19 protein-coding genes are annotated in these 20,223 nt (G+C 37.3%); 6 read left to right on the top strand and 13 right to left on the bottom strand.

Annotated features, from left to right (window positions below; all coding sequences use genetic code 11):
- Positions 1-170 precede the first annotated feature (170 nt).
- Positions 171-743 (bottom strand): nucleotidyltransferase family protein, encoded by a 573-nt coding sequence (locus tag HT721_RS03300; protein WP_173213335.1) that lies wholly within the window; start codon positions 741-743, stop codon positions 171-173.
- On the bottom strand, positions 724-1,722 hold the full coding sequence (gene ruvB, locus HT721_RS03295; protein ID WP_319946277.1) for a Holliday junction branch migration DNA helicase RuvB: 999 nt from the start codon (positions 1,720-1,722) through the stop codon (positions 724-726). The genes HT721_RS03300 and ruvB overlap by 20 nt, the downstream gene beginning before the upstream one ends.
- A gap of 133 nt (positions 1,723-1,855) precedes the next feature.
- Here ruvB and HT721_RS03290 point away from each other — a divergent pair, with 133 nt between their 5' ends.
- Together HT721_RS03290 and HT721_RS03285 are read left to right on the top strand one after the other, a co-directional pair.
- Positions 1,856-1,948 carry a type I toxin-antitoxin system Fst family toxin gene (locus HT721_RS03290; protein ID WP_000969509.1) on the top strand — a complete coding sequence of 31 codons (93 nt, stop codon included), beginning with the start codon at positions 1,856-1,858 and terminating at the stop codon, positions 1,946-1,948.
- 318 nt (positions 1,949-2,266) lie between these two features.
- A complete protein-coding gene (locus HT721_RS03285; protein ID WP_000970382.1) occupies positions 2,267-2,359 on the top strand; it encodes a type I toxin-antitoxin system Fst family toxin in 93 nt (30 codons plus the stop codon).
- Between the two features lie 825 nt (positions 2,360-3,184).
- Here the strand turns inward: HT721_RS03285 and HT721_RS03280 are convergent.
- The 11 genes from HT721_RS03280 to HT721_RS03230 form a co-directional block, all read right to left on the bottom strand.
- Positions 3,185-3,601 (bottom strand): GNAT family N-acetyltransferase, encoded by a 417-nt coding sequence (locus HT721_RS03280; protein WP_173213333.1) that lies wholly within the window; start codon positions 3,599-3,601, stop codon positions 3,185-3,187.
- Between the two features lie 11 nt (positions 3,602-3,612).
- The gene (locus tag HT721_RS03275) at positions 3,613-4,308 is read right to left on the bottom strand and encodes a GNAT family protein (RefSeq protein ID WP_173228906.1); all 696 of its coding nucleotides are present in this window, start codon (positions 4,306-4,308) and stop codon (positions 3,613-3,615) included.
- Between the two features lie 103 nt (positions 4,309-4,411).
- A complete protein-coding gene (gene leuS, locus HT721_RS03270; RefSeq protein WP_173228904.1) occupies positions 4,412-6,913 on the bottom strand; it encodes a leucine--tRNA ligase in 2,502 nt (833 codons plus the stop codon).
- A 350-nt stretch (positions 6,914-7,263) separates the two neighbouring features.
- Positions 7,264-8,352: a glycerol dehydrogenase gene (locus HT721_RS03265; protein WP_164226681.1), complete on the bottom strand. Its 1,089-nt coding sequence runs from the start codon at positions 8,350-8,352 to the stop codon at positions 7,264-7,266.
- A gap of 17 nt (positions 8,353-8,369) precedes the next feature.
- Positions 8,370-9,038, bottom strand: coding sequence for a fructose-6-phosphate aldolase (locus HT721_RS03260; RefSeq protein WP_173228902.1), 669 nt, complete (start codon positions 9,036-9,038; stop codon positions 8,370-8,372).
- A gap of 18 nt (positions 9,039-9,056) precedes the next feature.
- Positions 9,057-11,495, bottom strand: a complete 2,439-nt coding sequence (locus HT721_RS03255; RefSeq protein ID WP_173228900.1) for a glycyl radical protein — start codon at positions 11,493-11,495, stop codon at positions 9,057-9,059.
- A 150-nt stretch (positions 11,496-11,645) separates the two neighbouring features.
- On the bottom strand, positions 11,646-12,944 hold the full coding sequence (locus HT721_RS03250) for a PTS sugar transporter subunit IIC (RefSeq protein WP_173228897.1): 1,299 nt from the start codon (positions 12,942-12,944) through the stop codon (positions 11,646-11,648).
- Between the two features lie 16 nt (positions 12,945-12,960).
- Positions 12,961-13,269 (bottom strand): PTS sugar transporter subunit IIB, encoded by a 309-nt coding sequence (locus HT721_RS03245; RefSeq protein ID WP_000238721.1) that lies wholly within the window; start codon positions 13,267-13,269, stop codon positions 12,961-12,963.
- A 45-nt stretch (positions 13,270-13,314) separates the two neighbouring features.
- Positions 13,315-13,635 carry a PTS lactose/cellobiose transporter subunit IIA gene (locus HT721_RS03240; RefSeq protein WP_000402908.1) on the bottom strand — a complete coding sequence of 107 codons (321 nt, stop codon included), beginning with the start codon at positions 13,633-13,635 and terminating at the stop codon, positions 13,315-13,317.
- Between the two features lie 194 nt (positions 13,636-13,829).
- Positions 13,830-14,810, bottom strand: coding sequence for a sugar-binding transcriptional regulator (locus HT721_RS03235; protein WP_001070840.1), 981 nt, complete (start codon positions 14,808-14,810; stop codon positions 13,830-13,832).
- A gap of 12 nt (positions 14,811-14,822) precedes the next feature.
- Complete coding sequence (locus HT721_RS03230; protein WP_000824966.1) at positions 14,823-15,569, bottom strand: DeoR/GlpR family DNA-binding transcription regulator; 747 nt, start codon at positions 15,567-15,569, stop codon at positions 14,823-14,825.
- A gap of 121 nt (positions 15,570-15,690) precedes the next feature.
- Here HT721_RS03230 and HT721_RS03225 point away from each other — a divergent pair, with 121 nt between their 5' ends.
- The 4 genes from HT721_RS03225 to HT721_RS03210 all read left to right on the top strand — a co-directional run bounded on the left by HT721_RS03225 (position 15,691) and on the right by HT721_RS03210 (position 20,215).
- Positions 15,691-16,467: a glycyl-radical enzyme activating protein gene (locus HT721_RS03225; protein WP_173228895.1), complete on the top strand. Its 777-nt coding sequence runs from the start codon at positions 15,691-15,693 to the stop codon at positions 16,465-16,467.
- Positions 16,468-16,641: 174 nt separating this feature from the next.
- Positions 16,642-18,291 carry a histidine kinase gene (locus HT721_RS03220; RefSeq protein ID WP_173228893.1) on the top strand — a complete coding sequence of 550 codons (1,650 nt, stop codon included), beginning with the start codon at positions 16,642-16,644 and terminating at the stop codon, positions 18,289-18,291.
- A complete protein-coding gene (locus HT721_RS03215) occupies positions 18,284-19,057 on the top strand; it encodes a response regulator (RefSeq protein WP_173213314.1) in 774 nt (257 codons plus the stop codon). The genes HT721_RS03220 and HT721_RS03215 overlap by 8 nt, the downstream gene beginning before the upstream one ends.
- A gap of 111 nt (positions 19,058-19,168) precedes the next feature.
- Positions 19,169-20,215: an ABC transporter substrate-binding protein gene (locus HT721_RS03210; protein WP_173228891.1), complete on the top strand. Its 1,047-nt coding sequence runs from the start codon at positions 19,169-19,171 to the stop codon at positions 20,213-20,215.
- Positions 20,216-20,223: the final 8 nt, after the last annotated feature.

Here is a 20,223-nt window from a genome sequence, read left to right as displayed (position 1 = left end):
TTTTCATTGAGTATTATTCTCAGGCACAAAGCCCATTTCCAAAAAAATAAGCCGCCTGATTTGGCGACTTTATTTTTTATAGGGAGATTATTATGAAAAAGTTTTAGGAGTTTAAGTTAAGGTCTTCTTAACTTATGGACTTAGTATACACTTCCTAGCTTAAAGTTTCCTTAAGTATTTTTAAAAATCAAATTTTTCCATTTCTCCTGCCAATTTTTCTTGGATAATCGTGTTTGATAGAGCTTCATTCGGTCTTGATTCTCTAAAAAATGAGGAGTTGGACGAACTTGAAAATTCAAAATATCCTCCAAACTATAAGGTGCATAGAGTTCCAAAGCGGATTCTTCATTCAAGCGTAGTCCAACAGCCGTACATCGTTCTGGATACTTACTCATAGCATCACGAGAACTGGTATAGGGAGCAGTGTGAGGACTGTGCTGATGCATATAGACCTGATTTTTCAACTCCCATTGGTACTGAGGAGAATCCTCTCGTAGCTTTTTCTCCAGTAATAAGGTTTCCTCATAAGAAATATCTGGATTAAAGAAAATCACATCTACATCTGTTTCACAGTCAAAAGGGGATTTGTCTGACAAGAGATTCCAGATGAAATTTCTGACAGAACCCGCTGCCAACCAGGAATCTGTCAACTCCAGGTTTCGGATGATAGTCAGAATAGTCATCATATCTGGATTTTTTCTAAAAGCCTCTAGAATTTCTTGCTTATTTTTCACTGTACTCATACCCCAAATGCTCATATGCCTTAGCAGTCGCCACCCGTCCAGACCGCGTACGCATGATAAAACCTTTTTGAATCAAGTAGGGCTCATACATGTCCTCCACTGTCTCACGCTCTTCTGCTATGTTAACAGAAAGAGTTCCTAGACCAACAGGGCCACCACCGTACATCTCAATCATGGTCCGAAGGATTTTTTGGTCCACATAGTCCAAACCTTCATGGTCAACATCCAGCATGGTCAAAGCCTTATCGGTAATAAGATCATCGATCACCCCATTCCCCATTATCTGGGCAAAATCACGCACGCGCTTGAGGAGACGATTGGCAATACGAGGGGTTCCACGACTACGCAAGGCCAACTCGGATGCTGCCTCATGAGTGATTTTCATCTCAAAAATATCTGCCGTCCGCTCAACAATTTCCGTCAAATCAGCATGGGCATAATACTCCATATGACCTGTAATTCCAAAACGTGCCCGTAGCGGATTTGAGAGCATACCAGCCCGAGTCGTCGCACCAATCAAGGTAAAAGGTGGCAACTCCAAATGAACACTGCGACTACCTTCACCAGCACCAATCATGATGTCAATGTAAAAGTCCTCCATGGCACTATAAAGCACCTCTTCCACCGACATGGGCAAGCGATGAATCTCATCAATAAAGAGAACATCCCCAGGCTCTAAGTCATTCAAAATCGCTACTAGATCTCCGGCTTTTTCAATGACAGGCCCAGACGTCTGCTTGAGATTGACACCCAGTTCGTTGGCAATAACAAAGGCCATGGTCGTTTTCCCCAAACCTGGAGGTCCAAATAAAAGGACATGATCCAGCGCTTCATCCCGCATTTTGGCAGCTTCGATAAAGATTTGGAGCTGATCCTTGACCTTATCCTGCCCGATATATTCACGTAAATACTGAGGACGGAGCGTGCGTTCTACTAACTCTTCATCCCCCATTATCTCATTGTCTAAAATTCTACTCATGGCTCTATTATATCAAAAAACCAAGCCACAAACAAAAAAGCCACCCGATTGGGTGACTCCCGAGTTTAGCACGTATGTGGTATAATATTATACGGCACTGCTACACCGCCTGCGAAAGGAGGTGAGATAGCCCATGATGGATACAATACTTAAAACTATCATCGGACCAATTGTGGTCGGTGTCGTTCTTCGCTTAGTCGATAAATGGCTAAACAAGGATAAATAGTGTCAAAAAGACCCCAAGCTTATTTGGACGTGAGCTTGGGGTCTTTTCTAGCCTATGATATAGACACAATACTTAATTCCCTTTTATTATCCCATAGTTCACAAAATTTGTCAAAGGTTTATATTCTCTTAAACCTCTGTACAACAAGACTTTCAAGATTGCGAAAGTTATCGGAAAATGATGTTTAGAAAACTCCCGAAAAGCCTGAAATAGAGCCAAAAAACTCCACCTGATTGGGTGACTCCCGAGTTTAACATTTATGTGGTATAATATTATACGGCACTGCTACACCGCCTACGAAAGGAGGTGAGATAGCCCATGATGGAATTAGTACTCAAAACTATCATCGGACCAATTGTGGTCGGTGTCGTTCTTCGCTTAGTAGATAAATGGCTAAACAAGGACAAATAGTGTCAAAAAAGACCTCAAGCTTATTTGGTCGTGAGCTTGGGGTCTTTTCTAGCCTATGATATAGAACTAGTACTCAATTCCCTTTTATTATCCCATAGTTCACAAAATTTGTCAAAGGTTTATATTCTCAGCTTCTCAAGCTTTAACCGCTTTACAACAAGACTTTCAAGTTTAAGAGAAAGTTAGGGATTCTATCAATTTCATAGAAATTTTGATTTAGTAAACGAATAGAAAATCTTACATGTCACTCCTCATTTAATACGCCACTACTGGACAAGCAAAATCATTATTACAGCAGTTCCAGTCCTTCAATTAACAGTCACTTACAATCAAATTGAGTTTGAAGTAGCTGAAGTAACAGCAAACCTATTTCTTAGTCATATTTCCTAAAAAGTCCCCGCCAATTCCCCAACCAAAATCCGAAAAATACCGGAAAATATCGGAAAATGATGTTTAGAAAACTCCTCAAAAGCCTGAAATAGAGCCAAAAAACTCCACCTGATTGGGTGAAGTTAAGGGAGATTATGATGAAAAAGAAAAGTTTAGGATTTTATTAAATAAAGTTAGGAGGTCTTTATTTAATAACTATATGATACAAGACGAAGCTTAAAACTAGCTTAACTTTTTTCAAATTCTACCATTTTTCAAAAAATTTCTATTACCATCACCTCACCCCACAAAAAAGCCACCTGATTGGGTGGCTTCATTAGGAGATTATGATGAAAAAAGTTTTAGGATTTCATTAAATAAAGTTAGGAGGTCTTTATTTAATAACTATATAATACTAGATCATCCTTAAACTTTGCTTAAGAAAAACAGGTTTTATTATTTTTCTCGATTCATCCAAGTCATTCCTATACAATTATAGGTGGATAAGATTTCAAAGCCCATAGAACGATAAAATCCCACGTTTTTTTCTGTCTCTTCTGTCACCAGCTGGACTTGATAGGCATCTTTGTAATCCTCTAAAGCCTCTTTCATTAGGGCACTACCAATCCCTTGGCGCTGATAGATTGGTAAAACGATTAAATCCTGAACCAATACTGATGAGAATCCATCTCCAACCAAACGAATCAAGCCCACCACAGCATCACCATCAAGTGCCACATAAATCGCTAATGAATGAGACAAGGCCTGCTCCAGCATCTGAGGTTGATTTGTATAATTTGTCCAACCGACAGCCTGATAGAGATGCAAAACATCCTCTAGCTTGACAATTTCTTGCTTTTTAATAGTAATCATGTCACCACCTCTTAAAATTCTCTCAAGCTCTTGTACTGTCGTCCATTTTTATCAAAATTTTCAGGAGTCAGCCATGATTCCAATCGAGCTTTGACTTTTGGCCAGTCCTTATCAATCATAGACAACCAATCCGTATCCCTCGTCCGTCCCTTATAAACCACTGCCTGACGGAAGGTTCCTTCATAAATAAAGCCTAAACGTTCCGCTGCTCGTCTGGATGGCAGATTTAAGGCATCGCATTTCCACTCATAACGACGATAGTTCAGCTCCTCAAAGACATAGCGAGCCAGTAAATACTGGGCTTCGGTTCCAATCCGAGTCCCCTTGAGCTCTGGAGAAAAAGTGACAGCTCCCACTTCTATTACTCGGTTATTCTGGTCAATGCGCATGAGAGAAAAAGTTCCCAAAGCCTTACCAGTTGCCTTGTCTACAATCGCATAGTAAAAACGATCCTTACGAGCCAACATCTGGTTTAAAAGGCTAACCAACTCCTCCATATCTGCTACTGGCTCCTGAAAGAAGTAAGTCCACATCTCCCGAGGCGTATCAGGGCCATAAACAGCTAGCAAATCCTCCGCATGTTTTTCTACCGAGAGAGCCTCTATCCGAGCATAACGCCCTTCTAAGAAATCAATAGAAGGCAGTGCACCGGATGTATAACCTTCCATTGACTCCCCAATCATCTGACCATATTCATTTACTGGCATAGCTTTCTCCCTAATTTCAAACTTTATAGTTGCCCATAGTATACCATACTTTCATAAGAAGATTCAAAAAATCCCCCAGATTCTACTCTGAAGGATTCCTATCTTATTTCACAACAATGTTGACAAGCTTGTTCGGTACCGCAATCACTTTCACGATTTCCTTACCGTCAATTTCTGCCTTGACTTTTTCGTCAGCCAGAGCAATTTCTTGCAATTCTTCGCGTGATAGGTCTTTGGCTACCATGAGTTTAGCACGGACTTTTCCTTTGATTTGGACAACGATTTCAATTTCGTCTTCAACTAATTTGCTTTCATCCCAAGTTGGCCAAGCTACATAAGAGATAGATTCTCCTGTTGCTGCAACTCTTTGCCAGAGCTCTTCTGCCAAGTGAGGAGCAAATGGCGCAATCAACTGGATAAAGCCTTTGGCGTAGTCTACATAAAGCTTATCTTCCTTGTTAGCCGCATTGACAAAGACCATAAGTTGGGCAATGGCTGTGTTGAATTTCAATGATTCGATTTGTTCTGTGACAGCTTTGACTGTTTCGTTGTAAACCTTGTCAAGAGCGCCATTGTTTTCCGCAACAATTTCCTTGCTTGTAATCAAACGGTAAACACGGTCAAGGAATTTACGGCTTCCTTCCAGACCTTCTTCTGACCAAGCGATTGAAGCATCAAGTGGTCCCATGAACATTTCATAGACACGAAGGGTATCGGCACCGTATTGTTCCACTACATCGTCTGGGTTGACAACGTTCTTAAGCGATTTAGACATCTTAGCTGGTGCTTGCTCCAACTCCTCTCCTGTTTCCACATGGAAGAAAGAACCGTCACGTTTTTCAACCTTATCGGTTGCCACAAGAGCGCCACGGTGGTCACGGTAGCTTGTTCCCAAAATCATTCCTTGGTTAAAGAGTTTTTGGAATGGTTCCTTAGTCGGAACAACACCGAGGTCATAGAGGAATTTGTGCCAGAAACGAGCGTAAAGCAAGTGAAGAACAGCATGCTCTGCACCACCCACGTAGATATCTACTGGCAACCATTGTTTGAGAAGATCCTCATCGGCCAATTTCTCAGTGTTGTGTGGATCGATATAGCGGAGGTAGTACCAGCTTGAACCTGCCCATTGTGGCATGGTGTTGGTTTCACGACGACCTTTGACACCATCTTCACGAGTCACTTCAAGCCAGTCTGTCAAGTTAGCTAGTGGACTTTCACCAGTCCCTGAAGGACGGATGTCCTTGGTTACTGGCAAGACGAGTGGCAATTCATTTTCAGGAACAGCTGTTGAAGTTCCATCTTCCCAATGAATGATAGGAATTGGCTCTCCCCAGTAACGTTGGCGGCTAAAGAGCCAATCGCGGAGACGGTAGGTAACCTTCTCCTGACCACAGTCGTTTTCTTCCAACCAAGCCACAATCTTAGCAATTGCGTCTTCTTTGTTGAGTCCATCTAGGAAGTCTGAATTAACGTGAAGACCATCTTCTGTGTAAGCAGCTTCTTCAACGTTTCCACCTTCAAGTACTTCGACGATTGGAAGGTCAAATTGTTTGGCAAATTCCCAGTCACGTTGGTCGTGGGCTGGCACAGCCATTACTGCACCTGTACCATAGCTAGCAAGGACGTAGTCCGCAATCCAGATTGGAATTTCTTTGCCATTGACAGGGTTGATGGCATAAGCACCAGTCCAAACCCCTGTTTTTTCTTTAGCAAGGTCTGTACGAGCCAAGTCTGACTTGAGGCTGGCTTGATGTTTGTAGTCTGCTACTGCTTCTGCTTGCTCTGGACTTGTGATAGCGTCAACCAAATCATGTTCAGGAGCCAAAACGGTGAAAGTCGCACCGAAAAGGGTATCAGGACGAGTTGTAAAGACTGTAAATTCCTTGTCTGTTCCTTTTACTTTAAAAGTTACATTAGCACCAGTTGATTTCCCAATCCAGTTGCGTTGCATGTCTTTGATAGACTCTGGCCAGTCCAGGTCATCCAAGTCACTGAGCAAGCGCTCTGCGTAAGCCGTGATTTTGAGCATCCATTGACGCATTGGTTTGCGGACAACTGGATAGCCTCCACGCTCAGAAGTTCCATCAGGAAGGACCTCTTCGTTGGCAATGGCTGTTCCCAATTCCTCAACCCAGTTTACTGGCACTTCCGCTTCATAGGCCAAGCCTTTTTCATAAAGCTTGGTGAAAATCCATTGCGTCCACTTGTAGTAGTCTGGATCTGTTGTGTTGACTTCACGATCCCAGTCGTAAGAGAATCCAAGCGCATTGATTTGGCGTTTGAAGTTAGCAATGTTTTCAGCCGTAAATTCTGCTGGGTCATTACCAGTATCCATAGCGTATTGCTCTGCAGGCAAACCAAAAGCATCCCAACCCATTGGGTGAAGGACATTGTAGCCTTGCGCACGTTTGTAACGACTGAGGATATCGGTTGCAGTATAACCTTCTGGGTGTCCTACGTGCAGACCCGCTCCAGATGGATAAGGGAACATATCAAGAGCATAAAACTTCGGTTTTGATGCATCTGTTCCTGTCTTAAATGTATGATGTTCTGCCCAGTAGCCCTGCCACTTAGGCTCAATTTCTTTATGATTGTAAAAACTCATGGTCTCTCTCCAATTTTGTGATGTTACTATTATACCATTTTTGAGGGAATTTGAAATGTGTTAAAAGAAAAAACTGTATACTGTATCTCATTAATTTTGATGACTATGGATTGCTCTATCACTCACTTTTTTATCTTATTGTCATGCGGGAAATCAAAGAGCAAAACAAGAAGCTTATCTCTTATAACATAAAATACTGATTTTAGACCGAAGATAAAACTGGAATGCTAATTAATGTATTTACAATAAATAGCCGACAACCTGTGTCGCTTTTTAATTTATGAAGAGCATCGGATTCAATACGAGGATCAATAAAAGACTACCATTTGGAAAACAGTAGTCCTTATTGTTTATTTTGAATTTACATAGGCGTCTACAGCGATGATAGCTTGAGCAACATCTGAAGGCGAAATCTTAAACGGCATCTGATGGATTGTCTCACCCTCCATAGTTGCTTGTTTACCAACTTTTATTAAATCATCATATCCAACTTGATCTAAATGCATTTCTTTTAGAGTTGTTGGCATACCAATTTTTTTGTAAAACTCAATATACTTATCAAGTTCTTCTTTAGGTCTATTTTCCAATAAAAGTTGTACCAAAGTTCCATAAGCTACTTTTTCACCATGTGTTAAATGATGAATGTCACCTGTCAATGCAGTAAAACCATTATGAATTGCATGCGCCGCAGCTAATCCTCCACTTTCAAAACCTAGGCCACTCAATAAAGTATTAGCTTCAACAATATTTTCTAATGCTGGTGTCACCACTTTAGCTTCACAAGCTGCCATAGCCTGTAAACCATCTGCAAACAGCGTTTCTTCACATTTCTTCGCAATTGCAACTCCAGCCAACGTTTGCTGTTGTCCTAACATAGTTTTTCCATTTGCCTGCATAACCGCACGCGCCTCAACCCAAGTTGCTAAACCATCTGCAATACCAGACGCTAATAAACGCTTAGGGGCTTGTGAAATAACTTTTGTATCAACCAAAACTAAATCTGGATTTTTAGAATAAAATAGATAATGATCAAATGCACCTTCATCTGTATAAATAACAGATAAAGCAGATACAGGTGCGTCGGTCGATGCAATTGTTGGAGCAATAATAACAGGCTTTTCAATCAAATCTGCAATAGCTTTTGCGCTATCAATCGTCTTTCCCCCACCAAGACCGATAATACTATCACAATTTTCTTTCTCAGCCAAGGCAACAACTCGATTGATTTCATTGTCAGAAGCTTCACCATTAAACTTGGCTAGAACAATATGGAAACCATACCTATGTAGGTAATCTTCAAATCGTTTTCCAACAATATCATAAACCAACTGATCGCATAATAGAATAGGACGATTCCCCAAATCCAATATTGATTTGGCATTTTCGAACAAGGCATTTTCCCCTTGAATATATCTCGAAGGACTAGCAAAAATTCTCATGTTTGTTTCCTTTCTACCTAAATGGAACGACTATGTTGAGTAACAAACCAGTCGTCAGAAAAATCATCAACCGCCTTTTGGATAGATGGCATGGCGAAAGCTGATTCAAAAACATCTGCTCCTGCTGTAACAGCATGCGCACCTGCAGCTAAAGCATTATTTACTTGTGCTACATTTTTAAAGGATGCAGCTAAAATCTTACTAGGAGAGTTCTGTCTATCAATAGCAAGAGCTAATTGACGAATGACAGAATTTGAATCAATGTTCAGATTTTCCATTCTATTATAATATGGAGCTAGGTAATCCGCTCCTGCTTCGATAGCTAATAATCCCTGAATAACTGTATAAATAGCTGTTGCAGTGATATGGTAGCCCTCTTTTTTTAGCACCTTTATTGCATGTAATCCAGCCGGAGTAACAGGTACTTTGATAAATATATCATCTCCTGCTTGTCTACGAATTTCATGAGCATCCTTTAAGATGCCTTCAAAATCTTGAGAAATCACCTGAACATGAATAGAGGGTGCAGAGCCAATCAATTCTCTTACATCTTTGATTCGTTCAAAAAAATTAATAGAACCCTCTCTTTTTGCAATAGTGGGATTTGAAGTTACCCCAGCTAGCGGTAAAATTTCAGACCATTTTTTAATCTCATCTAAATTTAATGTGTCAAGCATAAATTCCATAAAAAGAACCTCTTTATTTTACAATGTATGCTCAGTACGTCCTATAATATCATCTTGGGTTGCCTTAGAAAGAACATTGAAGAATGCAGAGTATCCTGCAACACGAACAATTAAATCTCTGTGTTTTTCAGGATGTTTCTGAGCGTCAATCAACGTCTCTCTGGAAACAACATTGTATTGAATATGGTACCCATGTAAACGATTAAAGAAGGTTCGTAACAAAGCAATTAGTTTTAATTTATCTTCTTCTTTGGCTAACGTTTGAGGATTTACTTTCTGATTTAAGAGAACCCCACCTACGATTTCATCTGTTGGTAATTTTGAAACAGATTTTAAAACAGATGTAGGGCCGTGTTGATCCATATTATGTGATGGTGAACAACCCTCTGCTAACGGTGTACCCGCGTTGCGTCCATCTGGCGTTGCTAATGTTCCACGTCCCTGTCCTACGTTGGCTGAGATAGAAGATGTCCCTGAATAACGAATTCCTCCAATAGGACCTCTTCCATAACGTGTATTAGGATATTTAGCAATTTCATCAACATAAATGTCATAAGCAGCAGTAACCAATTTGTCAGCATAATCATCATCATTACCGTACTTAGGTGCATCATGAATCAACATTTCTTGAATGACCTTACCTTCTTCTCCGGCATAATCTGTTTCCAGTGCATACCAAAGCTGACTTGGGCTTATACGTTCTTCCTCAAATACCAATTTTTTAATTGCAGCTAATGAATCCGACAAATTTGCAATTCCAACTTGCAAACCTGATATATAATCATATACTGCTCCACCTTCTTTAAGGTGTTTTCCACGACCAATACAATCATCAGTCAATGCTGAACATAGAATATCAGGAACTTCTCGTTCCAATGATAAATCAATAGAATTTTCAACAATAACACTCATTCGTGTCAAATATCTTAGTGTTTTATCCCAAGCATTTTCTAATTCAGAAAAGTTCTTCATATCCTTAAAATGACCAAAGCTTGGTGCAAACCGTTTACCCGAAGCCGGATCAATTCCATCATTCATCGTGATAAGTAGAACCTTAGGGAAGTTCATATAACTCATACCTGTGCAACGATAGCCCCATTTCCCTGGAACTGCCGTTTCAACACATCCAATGGCACTGTAATCATAAGCATCATCTTCCAATACTCCTTTTGCAATAAAAGAAGGAATGATAATCTCATCATTATTAAATGCAGGCATACCAAAACCAAGTTTCATCACTTCAATACACTCATTCATGAAACGAGCATCTAAACCTGCATGGTAACGTACAGTTAGATTAGGTTGCGGTAGATGGGTTTGTGCAACTGATTTTAATACCAAATAAGATAATGGGTTAACAGCATCCTTCTTATCTCGAGTCTGTCCACCAATTGTAACATTTTGATATAAAGGACTTCCTGCTGAAGAAAATGTATGTGCTTGACTGCGGACCTTATTAATTGTAATGGTTTTAATCCAAAGATTTGTCAGACGTTCAACAATGCTATCTTCTGTTTCTTTACCACTTTCTAAATCAGCCTTCATATATGGATACATATATTGATCAAAACGGCCATATGAAAGAGAGTGGCCATTAGATTCAATTTGTAAAATACATTGAATAAACCAAACTGATTGAATAGCTTCTGCAAAAGTAGTTGCCGGTTCATATGGGACTCGAGAACAAATATCTGCAATCTCAAGTAATTCTTTCTTACGTTTAGGATTTGCATTTTCGGCTAAACTTTTAGCAAGATCAACAAAGCGATTTGCATATACTTTAATAGCATCGATTACGATAAATATAGAGTCGTAAAAATGATATTTATCAATACTTGCTGGATCTGTTAAATCTAGTGCTGCTTTCGCTTTACGAGCCCGCTCTTCAAAACCTCTTAAACCAAATTGCAACAGTTTCTGATAGTTAACTGCTAAGTGAGCATCTCCAGAGTTCATCTTACCTTCCATACCGAAGAATCCTGTTTCCATATAAACAGACACTTCTTCAGGTAACAAGGCACCAGCTCTCGCACGTAAATTATTATTTTCCCAAAACGGAGCAATACTTCTAAGTTGTTCTTTTGTTTCTTCAGTAATATAGAAAACATCTCCATCACGCTTTTCAAAAAGATCCAACTCATTGAGAACAAATTCTAGCGTATATTCTGGAAAAATAGGAGCATCTTTATTGGAAGAAGCCTGATTTCCCGCAATCATAGATTCTTCTTCGATATAGATAGTCATATTTTCCAAAATTTCTTTGAGCATATAGGCGCGTTTTAGGACATTAGGTTGTTCCTTATATCGATCATAAGCGCGTGTTGCTAGAACTGCTCTTTCAGCATCAATATAAGGTTTTTTATTTAAAACATCTTCTCGATATTTGTTCATCCTTTCAGTAAGGCTGCCAAAATATTCTGTCTTGATTGTTGTTCTTGCTACTTCTTTATTTACCATCGTAAGCACCTTTCTTTCGAAAATATTTTTGTTTCTTTCGAAAATATAATACCTAATTTTTTAGAGAATTTCAAGCTTTTAACTAGAAAAACTCTAACTCCCTAATTTTTAGCACAAATGTGTGAGTTTAACAGTAACACACAAATGCCTCTAAGATTGTTTGATTTCATTTTGGTAAGCTAAACGATCTTGTATCTTAAAGAATGGAAAATAAACCACTGTAGACATCGCCAATACTAATAACTGAGTCACAACACCTTGCCATCCACCAACCATAAATCCTGATATAATAGCTGGGGTGCTCCAAGGTAAGGTAACTCCTGAAAATGGCTGCATGAAACCTGTTGCAATAGCTCCATATACTATAACAGCTGCAAGTACAGGAACAAGAATGAAAGGTACAAACATAACTGGATTCATGACAATCGGAAATCCAAATACAACTGGCTCATTTACGTTAAATATTGCTGGAAAAGCTGCTACTTTCCCTAACGCTTGGTACTGTTTAGATTTTGCTGCAAAAAGCATGGCAACTACAAGACCAAACGTAATTCCTGAACCAGATAGAATTAAAAATGAATCTAAAAACTGTTGAGTAACAATATGTGCTCCATTTTCTAATGATAGATTACCAGAGGCTAACATAGCTTTATTAGCATCAAGATTAGATAAAAGCAGAGCTGTCACTACTCCATTTACTACCGATTGCCCATGAACACCAAACCACCACAAAAATGATATAAAGAATGCAATTCCAATAGCACCATACAAAGATCCAGTTAAACCTTGCAACGGAACTTGAATAGCAGAATAAATCATTTCTATGAATGTTCCGCCATTAGTCAGTGACTTCGCTAAAATATATACAATCATAGAAAATAAGAAAATTACAAATGCTGGAATCATTGCTTCAAACTGTTTGGCAATAGCTTGTGGAACTTGTTCTGGCATCTTAATAACAATTTTTCTCTTTATAAAGAAGGTATAAATACTTCCTACTACCAAACCTATAATGATAGCACCGATAATTCCTTGACCTCCAAACCAAACTTTACTAATAGCGTCCCCAATCGCCTCACCTTGTTTAGGGATATAAGACGATCTTAGCAAAATAAAGAATGCAGATACAGAAAGAACCCCAGCTGGCAATGCCTCTACTCCGCTATTCTTAGCATAAGAATAGGCAATTGAAAAACAAGAAATTAGACCCATAATAGCAAAAGTTCCTGAATAGACTTGCATAAAAGGCTCTGTCCAATCTGCTCCAAATACACTAGCAATGCCCTTATTTAATCCTTCAAATGGCAATTGTCCCATAATCAAGAATAAACTACCAACTACTGTCAATGGCAAAATTGCTAACATACCATCTTTTAGAGCTATAATACCACGCATATTCACAAACTTCATCATAGGTGCAATGATTTTTTGAACATCCATCTTTGCCATAATAAATCTCCTTTTCTTACCCACTAATCAAAGATAGGGCCAAATCTAATACTTTTTTCCCATCTAACATACCATAGTCCATCATCGGAATAACAGCTATCGGAACATCACACTTATCACAAATTTCTTTTGATTTATCTAATGTATAAGCAACTTGTGGACCCAATAGTGCAACATCTATATTTGGCGCATAATCCGCTAATTTAGACTGAGAAAACGCCTCTATTTCTGCCTCAACTCCACTAGATTGCGCTGCAATTTTCATATTATTTACAAGCATACCAGTAGAAAAACCTGCTGCACAAAACAAACCAATCTTCACCATTATGTTTTCCTCCTCTATGTTAATAACAATGATAATACTCTAGTATTATTTTTTATGAAGTTCTTTTCTCAAACTAATAATTTCTTTGATTAAATTAATCTCCGTCATACTAGTCATGAGATGATCTTGTGAATGAACAAAGAGAGCTGTAATTTCTGTCTTTGTACCAGACGCTTCCTGTGCCAAGAATTTTGTTTGTAGATTATGAGCTTCTAATAAGGCTGCATCAGCTAACTGGATTTCTTCTTCACACCGTTCACATGTACCATTTTTTATGTAATCTAACGCTTTATAAATATGTTGTTTCGCATCACCAGCATATAAAATTAAACCCATGATAATTTGATCTGGAACAATAATTTCCATAAATTCCTCCTCATTTCACTATGTAAAAAGCTTTTTTCATTTGAAATTTTAAAATTTTCTTTTGTAACTATAGAATACAACTACATAATAAACTTGTCAATCCAAAAACAACAGATAAACTATTTTTGTTTATATAAGCACAAATGTGCAATCAACTAAAAAGAAAAACGATAAACTGAATCAGTCTATCATTTTCACTCACCTAGAATCTCTCTAAAAGTCAAATCCCCATCTTCTTCCAAAACTTTTAAAATTGTATTTTTGTCTGTAATCAAATGATTTACTAAATTAGCACGCAAGACAGAAAGAATCGAAGATACTTTCGTATCACCGTAAGCAACAGCTAAACTTTGAGGAATATTTTTTAAATCTTCCAAAGAGATTGCTATCGTTCTTTCCTGTAAGTTTTCATAGACTTCTTTACCTTTTGAATCAAAAAATCGACAACAAATTTCTCCTACAGTTTTAACTTTGGTCAATTCTTTAAAGTCATCCTCTGTAAGCATGTCTAACCATTGATGCTTTCCTTTATTGCTAAAATCACCAATTCCGACTACAGCTATATCTAAATCTTTCCAACTATTTTTCAAATTTTCAAAATATCTTGATTGCAAAATACCATCTGCTAACAATTTATTTTCTTGCACAATCGTTGCATTCATAAATGTACACTCTCCATGAAATTTTCTAGACATTTCATAAATCAGTGTATTCACATGGTATTTAGCGTGTATGTGACTAGGACCACCTGCTAGAGGATAGAAGTGAACATTTCGGACACTTTTACTGTGAATTAAATCTACTAAATTACTTAAACTTTTCCCCCAAGAAAAGCCAATTTTCATATTATCATCAATTAGATTCCTAAGGACACCTGCTGCAACTTGAGAAATTCTTTCAGATAAAATTGTTGGATTATCATCAAATTCATTTGGAATAATTTCTAAACTTTCCAGACCATATTTTTCTTTTACATAATTTTCCAACTTAAACATATTGGTATCAAAATTCTCTATTTCAATTTTAACAATTCCTGCATTCCTTGCTTCTGTTAACATTCTACTAATAGAGGTTCTATAAATTCCTAATTTTGCTGCTATTTGTGACTGATTTAAGTTTTCAATATAATACAGATAAGCAATTTTAGAGAGCAGTTTATTCCTATCTTGATTCATACATTTAACCTCTTACGAAACTACCTTAACCATTATCCCAGCATTTTCTAATGTAGCTATATTTTGTTTAGAAAGTTTTTCGTCTGTTATTACTTCATAGACTTGACTTAAAGCAAATCTTCTTACTGTACCCCTTTTATCAAATTTACTTGAGTCAGTTAGTACAATGACTTTATCCGACGCTGCTGAAATATATTGAACTACCTCACTGCGCATTAAATCTTTTCCTGTAAAGCCCATCTCTTTATCGTAACCATCTGTCCCAACAAAAGCTTGATGCACATGAAAAGTCTGTATCATTTCTTTTAATAAAGGTCCCACAGTAACCTGTGAATCCTTCTGAAACTCTCCACCAAGAACAATAATACGACATGAATCATAAGCTCTCACAAAATTTGCTATAAAAAATGAATTTGTTACAATCGTAACATTTCTTTTTTGCTTGCAAATTTCCTCAGCAAGTAAAGCACAGGTCGATCCAGATTCTATCATTATTGTTTCATTATCTGACACCAATTTTACTGCTTCCTGAACAATTTTTCTCTTAATTTCATAGTTAATTGACAAACGTACATTTAAGTCATCTCCACTATTTAATACAGCATATCCATGCTCTCTGTGTAATAAACCTTTTGACTCTAATTTATCTAAATCTTTTCTAATCGTTACTTTCGATACATTTAATTTTTCCGATAATGTATTAACGTCGATCTTTTCATATTCTGATACTAATTTAATAATTTGTTCCAATCTTTTCATTTTACACCTCCGTTTTATTCTACCAAAATAAAAAGCAAAAAACAACAAATTAAACTTTCGTTCGTAATTGTTTTTCTTTCGTTTTTGTGATAGGATAGACTTATGAAGAGGAGGAACTCTTATGGAAATATCTAAAGGAATTATTTTTAATATTCAACACTTTTCAATTCATGACGGCCCGGGTATTCGTACAACTGTTTTTTTAAAAGGATGTCCTCTGCGCTGTCCATGGTGTTCTAATCCTGAATCTCAAAGAATGAAACCTGAAAAAATGAAAGATGCTCAACGAGAGAAATTCACCTTAGTCGGTGAAGAAAAGACTGTAGAAGAAATTATTACAGAGGTATTAAAAGACAAAGAATTTTACGAAGAATCCGGTGGAGGTTTAACTTTATCAGGAGGTGAAATATTTGCTCAGTTTGAATTTGCTAAAGCCATCTTAAAATCAGCTAAAGAACATCACATACACACTGCCATTGAAACTACTGCCTTTGTTGATCATGAAAAATTTATTGATTTAATTCAATATGTGGATTTTATCTACACAGACCTAAAACATTATAATTCTATAAAACATAAAAAAGTGACTGGGGTTTTTAATCAAATGATTATTAAAAACATTCATTATGCTTTTTCTCAAAATAAAATGATTGTTTTAAGAATCCCAGTTATCCCTGATTTTAACAATAGTTTAGAGGATGCCGAAGAATTCGCTACTTTATTTAACTCATTAAATATCGACCAAGTTCAACTACTCCCTTTTCATCAATTTGGTGAAAACAAATATCGTTTATTAAATCGGAAATATGAAATGGATGGAGTCAACGCACTTCATCCCGAAGATCTTATTGATTATCAAAAGGTATTTCTGAACCATCATATTAATTGTTATTTCTAGTTCATTTCCTTGAAATGCTCTAGCTATTTGCAGATAACAAGCATCTATAATACATACTTAACTTTTCAAAAGGTTTAGCTAAAAAATTTTAGCCAAACCTTTTCTATTTTACCTTGCTCTAAAATTTTTAAACTGCTATACTTATAACAGAAAACCCTTCCAAGGAGGTAGCAGATGTCTCATTCCTTTAAAAAATCGCTCCAAAAAGAAATTCTCCATAGAAGCTCTATCGCAGCCTTTGTGACCTCTCTTTTACTACTCATTTTACTTTTTGGTTTTTCCTATTTTTTACAAAAGCAGCAACTCTCCAAAGATACGAGACAGATTGTCAAACAGGTTCAAGAAATGAAAGAAGCAAATAATGAGCTCCTGACTACTATGAACCATAAAATGATTCCTGAATTTTTGGACGGCAAACACACAGAGAGAGAAGTCTTTAGCTTATTTTACGAGACAAAAGCTAGATTGAAGCTTAGTTCTGACCTCATTATTCTAAACGATACAGGTGAATTACTATTTAGTACCAATCGAAATCATCAAGAAGGTATTTTATCACCCTACTATCTAAAACTGCTCATTCAAAATCCTTCTCAAGAAAAAGTGACAGAAAAAATTGCACTTTCTTCAGACAAGCAACACTACACACTCTTTATCAAACCACTACTTCAAAACCAACGAGTTAAGGCCTATACTATTGCTTTCGTAAATGAGAATGATTTCATCTCAAGTTTCCCAATGATAAATTCTAAATACATCATTACCGATGGCTTTGGAAATATGTTTTCCAACAACACAAATCAGTTCACTCGTTCCACTCTTGAAAAATTGGATGAAAAACTCCTACACTCTCGCACCCACTGGTATGCGAATGAACCGCTTATTATTCAAAAAGAAAAAGTCGGTGCTATTTTTTCAATCTATACTTTTCAATCCTTCTTTCCCATTCCTAGCTTACTCGGCCTAGCTTCCGTCCTCACCTTATGTATATTCTTCCTCTACTTCTGGCAAGCGAGACGAATTGCTCATAAGATTGCCACACACAATGCTGTTCCTATTGAAAGTTTGGTTTATCAACTTCAAGAAATTCCCAAACAAGCAGAAAAAAGGCTTTCTCTACAAACAGGTGATGAGTTTGAGTTTATGGCAGAAAAAATCAACAATATGTTGTACGAATTAGATCAACTTCATCAAAAAATGTTGACCATAGAAAAAGAAAAGTGGATTTTTGAAAGAAAAATGCTGGAAGCTCAGTTCAATCCTCATTTTCTCTACAATACACTTGAGACGATTAAAATCACTTCTTTAATGGATGCCGCTCTCACACAAGACCTGATTCAAAATCTCACGCGCATTCTTCGCTACAGTATCACCGATTTAGAAAAAGAAACAACCATTTGCCAAGATTTAAAGATTATAGAGGATTACCTGATGATTCATAAGATTCGTTTCGAGCACTTTTCTTATGATATTGTCTGTCCAGAAACTGTTGATAATCAACCTATTCCTAAACTTTTCTTGCTTCCTCTAGTAGAAAATGCTATAAAATATGGGATGCAATACCGTATTGATCTTCATATAGATATCCAAATTACCTTGGAAGCAGATTCTCTGACTTTTTTAGTCAAGGATAACGCCGGAGGACTCACAAAACAAGAGCGACTCGCTATTTTAGACTCTTTAGAAAGCCCTCATACCCAGCATGGCATCGTTAACAGCTATAAACGATTGAGCAATTTCTTTTCTGATGTCCAGCTAGATTTAGGAGTCAATCGCCAAGGAGAAACTTGGGTCAAATTTATAACGAAAGGACTAACTCATGTTTAAGCTCATTATCGTAGAAGACGAACACCTCATTCGAAAATGGCTAGAGATTGCCGTAGACTACTCTGCCCTAGGTATCCAAGTCGTAGGAACTGCCAGTCACGGTCAAGAGGGAATGAAACTCATCCAAGAAAAAGAACCTCATATTGTCTTAACAGACATCACAATGCCAATTATGGATGCTTTTATGATGTTTGAAGCCACTCGTACTCTCTCCTATGAAAAAGTTATCTTATCAGGTTATAACGATTTTCAAAATGCTAAAAAAGCCATGCAATATGGAGCAGTTGATTTCTTATCCAAACCAATTGATACCAAGGAGTTGACAGAATGTCTTCAAAAAATTGTTTTGCGATTACAAGGTAGCACCTATCAAGAAACTCCTTTTTTAGAAGAATATCAAACTTTACTCACCTCTATCCAACAGGTTGATACACAAAACCAAATCATTCAACAAATTATTTCCTTTGTCCACAAGCATTATGCAGAGCATTTTACGATTGCGACTATTGCTGAAGCTTTAAACTATAGCGAAAGCTATCTATATAAAGTTATCAAAGAAGACTTCCCCATGACTCTAAATGAATATATCTTACAATATCGCCTGAAACAAGCTATAGATAAGATGGCTGAATCTCCCAACTCCCCTCTAAGCGACATCTCTGACCAAGTTGGATTTTCAGACTATAAATATTTTGCTAAAGTATTTAAAAAGTATCTCCATATTTCCCCAAAGGAATTGAAATCACTCGGAAGAATAGTAAAATAAGCTATTCTTCTTTTTGTAGAGAATTTTACTCTAATAGAATAGAATTGTCGGTTTTAAAAACGCTTACACTGTTTTAAAATAAACTTAAATAACACAACGGAGGTATCCATCATGAAAAAGAAATGGATGTATTATGCTGCTTGCGGACTAGCTCTTTTTGGTCTTACTGCTTGTTCTTCTAATGAATCTGCCGATGGCGGTTCATCTGATAAAGGAGACGACGGTTCGCTAGTCGTTTATTCACCAAACTCAGAGGGCTTAATTGGAGCAACTATTCCTGCCTTTGAAGAAAAATATGGTATCAAAGTAGAACTGATTCAAGCTGGTACTGGAGAACTTTTCAAAAAACTAGAGTCAGAAAAAGAAGCTCCTGTAGCTGATGTCATCTTTGGTGGTTCTTATACACAATATGCTACCCACGGAGAACTCTTTGAAAACTATACTTCAAAAGAAAATGATAATGTTATCAAAGAATATCAAAACACAACCGGCTACTCTACTCCTTATACACTAGATGGTAGTGTTTTAATCGTCAATCCTGATTTAACGAAAGGCATGAACATCGAAGGATATAGCGACCTTCTCAAACCTGAACTAAAAGGAAAAATCGCAACTGCTGACCCAGCAAACTCTTCTAGCGCCTTTGCTCAATTAACAAATATGCTCCAAGCTCAAGGTGGTTACAAAGACGATAAAGCCTGGGCTTATGTAAAAGATCTCTTCACACTTATTGATGGTAAAATCGGTTCAAGCTCATCTGGTGTCTATAAAGCAGTCGCTGACGGAGAAATGGCTGTCGGTCTCTCTTATGAAGATCCGGCTGTTAAACTCTTAAATGACGGAGCTAACATCAAGGTAGTCTATCCAAAAGAAGGAACCGTCTTCCTACCTGCTAGTGCTGCTATCGTTAAAAAAGCCAAAAACATGGAAAATGCCAAGAAATTTATCGATTTTATTATCTCTCAAGAAGTACAAGATACACTTGGTACAACCACTACTAACCGTCCTGTTCGTAAAAATGCTAAAACAAGTGAAAATATGAAACCAATTGACAAAATCAAAACACTCACTGAAGATTATGATTATGTCATCAAGAATAAATCAGATATTGTTAAGAAATACAACGAAGTCTTTACAGATATCCAATCTAAACAGTAAAAGAGGTT

It is taken from the genome of Streptococcus sp. 4094 (assembly GCF_013277125.1).
Classification (GTDB): Bacteria; Bacillota; Bacilli; order Lactobacillales; family Streptococcaceae; genus Streptococcus.
The sequence above is the reverse complement of the archived record's forward strand: the minus strand, read 5'-3'. Positions and strand labels throughout refer to the sequence as shown.